General features: G+C 41.1%; 6 protein-coding genes and 2 pseudogenes. 5 read left to right on the top strand and 3 right to left on the bottom strand.

The window, feature by feature from the left end:
* The 5 genes and pseudogenes from Mcas_RS18470 to Mcas_RS06050 all read left to right on the top strand — a co-directional run.
* Positions 1-304 (top strand): annotated as a pseudogene (locus tag Mcas_RS18470) (hypothetical protein); the annotation flags it as partial.
* A 200-nt stretch (positions 305-504) separates the two neighbouring features.
* Positions 505-810, top strand: a complete 306-nt coding sequence (locus Mcas_RS06065) for a hypothetical protein (protein WP_156033194.1) — start codon at positions 505-507, stop codon at positions 808-810.
* Positions 811-929: 119 nt separating this feature from the next.
* Positions 930-2,507: a winged helix-turn-helix domain-containing protein gene (locus Mcas_RS06060; protein WP_040334607.1), complete on the top strand. Its 1,578-nt coding sequence runs from the start codon at positions 930-932 to the stop codon at positions 2,505-2,507.
* Positions 2,485-2,985 (top strand): hypothetical protein, encoded by a 501-nt coding sequence (locus tag Mcas_RS06055; RefSeq protein WP_040334606.1) that lies wholly within the window; start codon positions 2,485-2,487, stop codon positions 2,983-2,985. The genes Mcas_RS06060 and Mcas_RS06055 overlap by 23 nt, the downstream gene beginning before the upstream one ends.
* 63 nt (positions 2,986-3,048) lie before the next feature.
* On the top strand, positions 3,049-4,233 hold the full coding sequence (locus tag Mcas_RS06050) for a BTAD domain-containing putative transcriptional regulator (protein WP_040334605.1): 1,185 nt from the start codon (positions 3,049-3,051) through the stop codon (positions 4,231-4,233).
* Positions 4,234-4,322: 89 nt separating this feature from the next.
* Here the strand turns inward: Mcas_RS06050 and Mcas_RS16395 are convergent, their stop codons facing one another.
* The 3 genes and pseudogenes from Mcas_RS16395 to Mcas_RS19055 form a co-directional block, all read right to left on the bottom strand.
* Positions 4,323-6,248, bottom strand: coding sequence for an Lcl domain-containing protein (locus Mcas_RS16395; protein ID WP_052566921.1), 1,926 nt, complete (start codon positions 6,246-6,248; stop codon positions 4,323-4,325).
* A 172-nt stretch (positions 6,249-6,420) separates the two neighbouring features.
* Positions 6,421-7,377 carry an FG-GAP repeat domain-containing protein gene (locus Mcas_RS06040; RefSeq protein ID WP_337833068.1) on the bottom strand — a complete coding sequence of 319 codons (957 nt, stop codon included), beginning with the start codon at positions 7,375-7,377 and terminating at the stop codon, positions 6,421-6,423.
* Positions 7,378-7,389: 12 nt separating this feature from the next.
* Positions 7,390-7,530: pseudogene (locus tag Mcas_RS19055) on the bottom strand (hypothetical protein); the annotation flags it as partial.
* Positions 7,531-7,542 lie beyond the last annotated feature (12 nt).

Raw genomic sequence — 7,542 nt, 5'->3', positions numbered from 1 at the left:
AACGACACATCTTGAAGTAAGACCAATATATCACACAAAAGAAAATAGAACAAGAGGACATGTGTTCTTAGTAATGCTTGCATTGAGACTCTTAAATGAATTTATAAAGAAGACATGTGAAATGGAAGAACCAATAGATGAACTAATTTCAAGTTTAAATGAAATAGTATGCGTAGATGAAGAAATAGGAGGTGTAATAATTACGAGGGTGGTAAAACCGGCAGGTATAGCCGAAAGAGGTTTAGAAAAACTTGGCATACAAATTCCTGAAGTGTTAGGCTCTGTTTGTGCGAATAATTCTTAAGCAAATCAACATAGAATGTTTATTATAAAGGCTTTATAGGGACATCTCGAACTCTCCAATCTGGAACTTCCGTTAAAAGGCATGGATTCCTGCTCCCTTCCCTGTTCAAGCCAGGGACATGTTTCGCAGGAATGACAGTTACAGACGTTTTTCAAGTGTGTCATTCCTGCCTTGACCAGAAGTCCAAGATGTGTAAGAGTATGGTTACCGTGAAATATAAAAAGGATACCACTAAAGATAAAAATAATTCTACCACTACTTCTGCAGGACTACCTAAAAAGGCTCAAAAGCTCCAATTCATGTTACTGGATGTCAATGTAAAATTTTTTCTGCAAACTCTATTTAGTTTAGTATATAATTGTTTAATGGGCGCAATATTTGATCAGATAGGAGATGTCACAATGATAGACTTTGGTAGATTATCACGTAGACCTCAAACATTTGTACGTTTGACCGGCATAACAGTGGAAATATTTTTGGAGATGGTAGTGAGGATAGAACCTTGAGAAAAAGAGGGAACTGGCTAAACATGAGGTTGAATACGTGATAATTGACGTCACAGAACAACCCATACAGAGACCGAAAAAGGGTATCCTCTTTTTATGTTTTGCAGGAAGTCTATTATATGTTTATCAAATCTAAACTGATTCCGCCTGCTATGGTTGGCCCCAATATTATACCGAGGTTAAGACTTTTTCAACAATTTGACAAGTTTACCAAGTCAAAACTTACAATTATTGCATGTCCAGGTGGCTGGGGTAAAACTGTCCTGGCTTTATCTTATGTAAAATCGATAGAGCATAGGTATGTTTGGTATAACCTTGATGAGACAGATAGTGATGTGGTAACTTTTGTTACTCATTTGATATATGGTATAAATAACAATTGCGGTATAGTGAAGGAAACTCAAGATGCTTTGAATCTGATGGTTAGTGGTTTTCAATGGAAATATATATTATCAACGCTGTTCAATGAACTGATAGATTCTCATAATGAGAAGATTACCATTGTATTTGATGATTATCATACTATAAATTCCAGCAAGTCAATAAATGAAGTTTTAGAATATATGCTTCGATATTCTCCTCCAAATATAAATTTCATCATCTCCACAAGAGAAAAACCTGATATATATATCAGTAAGTCTCGATTATACGGTTCGGTCATTGATATTGATTTGAATGCCATTGCCTTTGACAACAATGAGATAGACAAGCTTTTCCTTGATATCTATAGTATAAATCTAAGTGAGACAGAAATAGAACTAATACAAAGATACTCAGAAGGCTGGGTTGTTTGCCTACAAGCTATAGGCATTTCTTTAAAAGGCAGACATGAGAAGAATCGCTTAGAATTTTTGAAGAACCACAATAACGTATGTATTTCTTTATCGGAGTTCTTTTATGAAGAAGTATACAGGAAACTCTCTGATGACTTAATGAATTTTATGAGGGTTACCTCGCTGCCTAACAAGTTTAACGCTGAATTATACAGAGCAATGACGAACAGAGAAGACGCCCGCCTTATTAATACGTTGATTGAGAAAGAATTATTTATTGTTAAAATTGATGAGAATGGTCAGTGGTATAGATATCATCACATTATTCAAGAGTTTTTAAGGCAGCAATTAATTATAAATAGTACGAGTGAATTAATTGAAACGTTTCATAAAAGGGCGGCTGAATATTTTCATAAAGATGGGGATTGGCACAGTACAATTTACCATTTAATACATGCTAAAGAGTATGATAGAGTGTCTGACATGTTCACTATTCTAAGTAATAATTATTTTTATGGTAAGATGGCAGAGCCTATGCTGCATTGGATCAGTGATATCCCAGATGATATCGTTAACTCAAATTGTTCCCTGCTCCTTAGCAAGGGATGGGCAGAGGGGCAATTGGGCAATTTAGATTATGCAATCGAGTTGATGACCCTTGCCAAAAATAAGGCTAGACAAAAAAATGATCTTAAGACCTTTGGTAGCTCTTTTTATTGCCTAATGAATACATGGTTTCAAAAAGAATCATTTCGTTTTCCAACAGATTCAGAGCATCTTGAGTCTCCTTTTGAAGAAATAACTGAAGATTTATATAAAAACAACACATTTTTTAATTTATTAAGAATATATGCTTCTACACTATACTTTTATCTTAACGAGCCAAATAACAGGATATTATTTGAAGAGCAAACCTCTTTTTGAGTTATCCGTGAAATCATTAAACGCAATGGGAAACATATTCTTTTTGAGACATATACTTGCTAGTTTGGCAATAAATGAAATTTACCTAAACAATATAAAAATAGCACACAATTTAGTTGAAAGGCTTAAAGATATAGATAAAGAAAATAAGAGATGGAGTTTTTCAAAAAAAGATGCTGTTAGCTCGGCATTTGCCCTTTTAGCCTTTCATGAAAATAAGCAGGATATATTTTATCACTGGACTGAAGACGCTATAAAGTATGCTGAGAGGCTTAATGTGTATCACTATATCTATAAGGTAAACTGCTGCCTTGCACCGTGTTACGCATCATTAGGAAATGTAGACAAGGCTGTAGCTCTTTTAGAGAGATCAATACAAGTATCGATAGACCTTGGAAATCCTTACGCTGAGGCAAGGAGTAGAATAATTCTTGCCTCTATATTATATGAGCCTCTTGCAAAAGTACATGTTATGTAAAATATAGCAAAAAGCTCATTTTGTAAGTGGCTGATATTAAATGATATTTTGGGGGCACTATAATTGCTTGATTTGAGATTTGCAAGAGGCTCATATGATAATCGTGAGTATAGTTTAGCATTAGAACATTTATCTAAATCTATAGAGATATCTGAACTTAACGAATATGATTTTTTATTTAACGCAAAAGAAAAATCCCTTTTCATAGAACTATTGCCTTTTATATTAGAGAATAGTATAAATTTTGATTTCGTAATAAATATAGCCATTGTTGTAGGCGAAGAAGTCGCAAAAGGATTAATACCTTTACTGAGTCATAAAGATACAAATGTAAAAAAAGCATCGTTAAATATCTTAACCTCAATAAAATACAGACATGCAGAGAAAGATATTGCATTTCTCCTTAAAGACCCGGATAAAAATATAAGGAGTGCAGCAGAGAAATCTATTAAGTCATTTGCATTACTTCCCCCCGAACCTATAAAGGTATACACTTTAGGCAGCTTTCAACTGTATGTTGGAGACAGGCAAATACATCCAAACGAGTGGAGTAGAAAATCTGCCCAAAACCTATGCAAATATTTCATATTTCACAGTGGTAAAGAAATAACAAATGACAAACTGATAGACACATTTTGGCAGGACGAGGATGCAACATCAGGTAAGAAAAATTTCCTTATGGGAATAAGCACTTTAAGAAAAGTGCTTGAGCCTGGTATACCTCCTAAGAAAAAATCTTCTTATATAAAGCATAATGATGGTATGTATTCTTTTATTATTCCAGATGGATCATACATAGATGTGTTTGATTTTGAACATAATATAACAATGGCTGATCGATATTCAAGGGGACAAGATGATATGAATGCTAAATCCCACTATATACGTGCTGTAGAATTGTATAAAGGGGATTTTTTAGAGGAAGATATATACAATGATTGGAGCTTCCCTATGAGAGAACAATATTTAGAGATGTACATGAAGGCATTAAAAAAATTGGCATATCTGTGTTACAAGAGTCTTGAGTATAGTATCACAATAGAATACATAAATCATATCCTCAAGAAAGATGAATACGACGATTTCTCATACCATCTGCTAATGAAGACCCATACAGCCATGGGAAACAAACATAAGGCTATTGATATATACCACAAATATTGCAATGTTCTGCGACTTGAACTTAAGACTGAACCCAGCAACGACATTACCTCTTTTTACCAGAAAATAAGCGCTACATCGCAATGAAACAATGGTTTCGAAAAGAGAGGAAGGGTGAGGCACATCCGCCGTCTGAGCGGCATCCTCCCTCCTCTTACTCTCTTTCCTATTCTGCGTTATTTCGGTTGCCAATCGGTGCCAAGCCCTAAGGCCACGTGCCCATCATCTGTTATGTTTTTGCCATCCATGACGTACATGTAGACATCGCCGTTTGTGGTATCCTGCCAGATGATGTCGGCCTTGCCATCGCCATTGAAGTCGTCAACGGCCTTGATCTGCCAGTTGTCGGGAATGGCCTTGACGACATGGTTGCCTGTTGACATGTTCAGACCATCCATCAACCACATGGCCACATCGCCAGTCTTGGTGTTCTGCCAGAGGACATCGGTCTTGCCATCACCATTGAAGTCGACCACAGCCTTGACTACCCACTCGGACATCATCCCCCTGATCAGGTAATCTCCACCATTTATGGTTGTTGCGTCCAGGAACCAGACGTAGATATCACCGGAGTTAGTGTTTCTCCACATGATGTCGGTTTTGCCATCGCCGTTGAAATCGCCAAGCGTCGTGACCTCCCACTCGCCAGACATACCACGCACAGCAAAGCCGCCCGTCTTGATCGTAGTGCCATCGATGATCCAGATATAGACGTCGCCGGTACTGGTGTTCTGCCAGAGGGCGTCGGCCTTACCGTCGCCATTGAAGTCACCTATTGCCTTGACGCCCCAGTCCGCCGCCATACCCCTGGCGATAAAACCACCGCCATTCATCTTAGCACCATCCATAAGCCAGATCGCAACATCGCCGGTTTTGGTGTTGCGCCAGAGGACGTCGGCCTTGCCATCACCGTTAAAGTCGTGCTTGACCTTTTTACCGGAACCACCACCAGACCCTCCAGAACGAACTAGCCAAATGCCCTGTGTGAAGTCGGACTTACCGGTGTAGCCGGCGCCACCAAAGCCCATGCCGATTACCCACGCGTTGGACGTACTATCTGCATAGGTAGTAGACGACCAGTAGTCAGTATTCTTCACGTTTACAAAGGGGTGATTTGCTATAAGTGTAGGAGCGTAATTTTCACGGTCTATCAAACTTAAAAGCTCTTTTTTGTTTGGCAACCGCCAGTCACTATAACCAAGATAGGCAGCAGTATTAAGACACTTCACGTAATCCAGCGCCGCTTTCCAGAGCTTGTCCGTGCCGCTGCAACTGCCTACCGTCGGTGTACCAACGTCCTTTGTCCATACTAGCCCCGTCAGGTTATCCATTACTGTACCATTATCGTTGTCAGTAAATCTTGGAGATGGCCAGACCACACCCTTTTTGAGGTCGCCATCGTCGCCTGTAGCATAGCTCTTCGTCTGACCGGTTTGCCAAATGGCCGCATTACCAAATGCCCCAGATTGCCCAGAACGCACTGGCCAAATGAAGTTTTTGTCAGACTTTTTAATTGTTGTGTAGCCGCCATCAAACATACCGACAGCCAACGCGTCAGACGTACCGACAGAGTGGGTAGTAGACGACCAATAGTTGAGCAACGACACATTAGTAAAGCCCTCCGAATTGAGCCATACTGCTAGAGAATAAGTTGTTTGCACGTTAACAAGGCTCTCCAGCTCGTTGATGTTCGGCAACCGCCAGTCGTTGTGGCCAAGGTAGTTTGCGGTATTGAGGCAGGCCACGTAATCCAGTGCTGCTTGCCAGGTATTGCTCCCACCGGTGCAACTGCCCACCGTGGGAGTATCGGCATCCTTCGTCCAGACCAGCCCCGTCAGGTTATCGGTGATTGTCTTGTCACCGTTGTCCGTGAAACGCGGAGATGGCCAGGCCACACCCTTTTGGAGCGCGCCGTCATCGCCAGCGACATAACTCTTCGTCTGTCCCGTCTTCGGCAGGCTTACGGTACCGGCGTGTGCGGCGCTACCAAAGCACATGCCTCCGATCACCACGATCAGCGCCAGGGCAAACAGCCACACTATATCGGCTATGTCGTAGAGACGGAGATGTTTCATCTTTCTGTTGTTGTTTTTTTCGACCATAACTTCCTCCTAAAACTATTATTGATTTTGTTCTCTGTACGACCGGTAAAACCGGCCTGCTTATCTTGAAACTAAAACTGTCTGAACCATGATTTAACAGATTAAAGGATTATCAGGATTTGTGTTAAGCATAACCCTACACTAAAATACCCCTCCGTTGTTAATATATGCTCTAGTCAGCGGGGACGCCTTGGTCTACGTATCCACCCGAGTAACTCGTCCCGGAGCTGTCCATTGTCCACATATAGACATTACCGGTTGAGTCATCCTGCCAGAGCATGTCATTCATACCATCGCCGTTGTAGTCACCGGTAGACTTCATATCCCATGTATGGGTATCAGAGTTATACCCGGTCATCGGCACTAATGCACTGGTTGCACCAGCACCACCCTTGGGCTTTACAAAATCTGCACCATTTATCTTTACACCATCCATTAACCAGATGACATCCTTACCCGTAACTGTATTATGCAAATATATGTCACTATTGCCGTCACCATTATAGTCGGCAACGGACTTGATCTGCCACTCTGGAGGCAATCCCCTGACAACAAAGTTGCTACCGGCTTGTACCTTGGTACCATCCATTAGCCAGCCAAAGACATCACCAACATCTCTGCTCTGCCATAAGACGTCTGATTTACCATCGCCATTGAAGTCTCCAACGCCTCTGATATACCAGTCTTGCGGCATTGCATTGACCACATAATCACCAGATGTTACTTCAGTACCGTTCATCAGCCAGATGTAAACGGCTCCCGTCTTGGAGTCTTGCCACAGGATATCGCTCTTGCCATCACCGTTGAAATCCTCTGAGAGCTTGATCTGCCACTCTGCGGGGATTCCCCTGGCTACGTATGCCCCAGACTTTTGTTTGCCATTATCCATTAACCAGACATATACATCCCCTGTATCGATATCCTGCCACAGCATATCGCTCTTACCATCACCATCAAAGTCCTCTGCTGCCTTGACTCGCCAGTTAGCTGGAACATTATTGGCAGCAAAGTCAACTGACTTTTTCGACATACCATCCATTTTCCAGATAGCCACATCTCCTGTCTTGGTATTCTGCCACAGGACATCGCTCTTACCATCTCCGTCAAAGTCCTTTTTGGCTTTACTCAGATTCTCTTTAAACTCTGCAGTAACGCCGTGCGTACCCGTCATGTTCAACGTGCACTGGTTACCAATGGGGGTATCACATCCTTTCCACTCGATAAACTTTGACAAGTTGTCGGGTTCTGCCACGAGAATTACCTGAGTTCCAGGCGAATACGTTGCCGTGCCTGT

Origin of the sequence: Candidatus Magnetobacterium casense (assembly GCF_000714715.1) — a bacterium.
GTDB lineage: Bacteria > Nitrospirota > Thermodesulfovibrionia > Thermodesulfovibrionales > Magnetobacteriaceae > Magnetobacterium > Magnetobacterium casense.
This window is presented reverse-complemented; position numbering and strand designations above follow the sequence as displayed.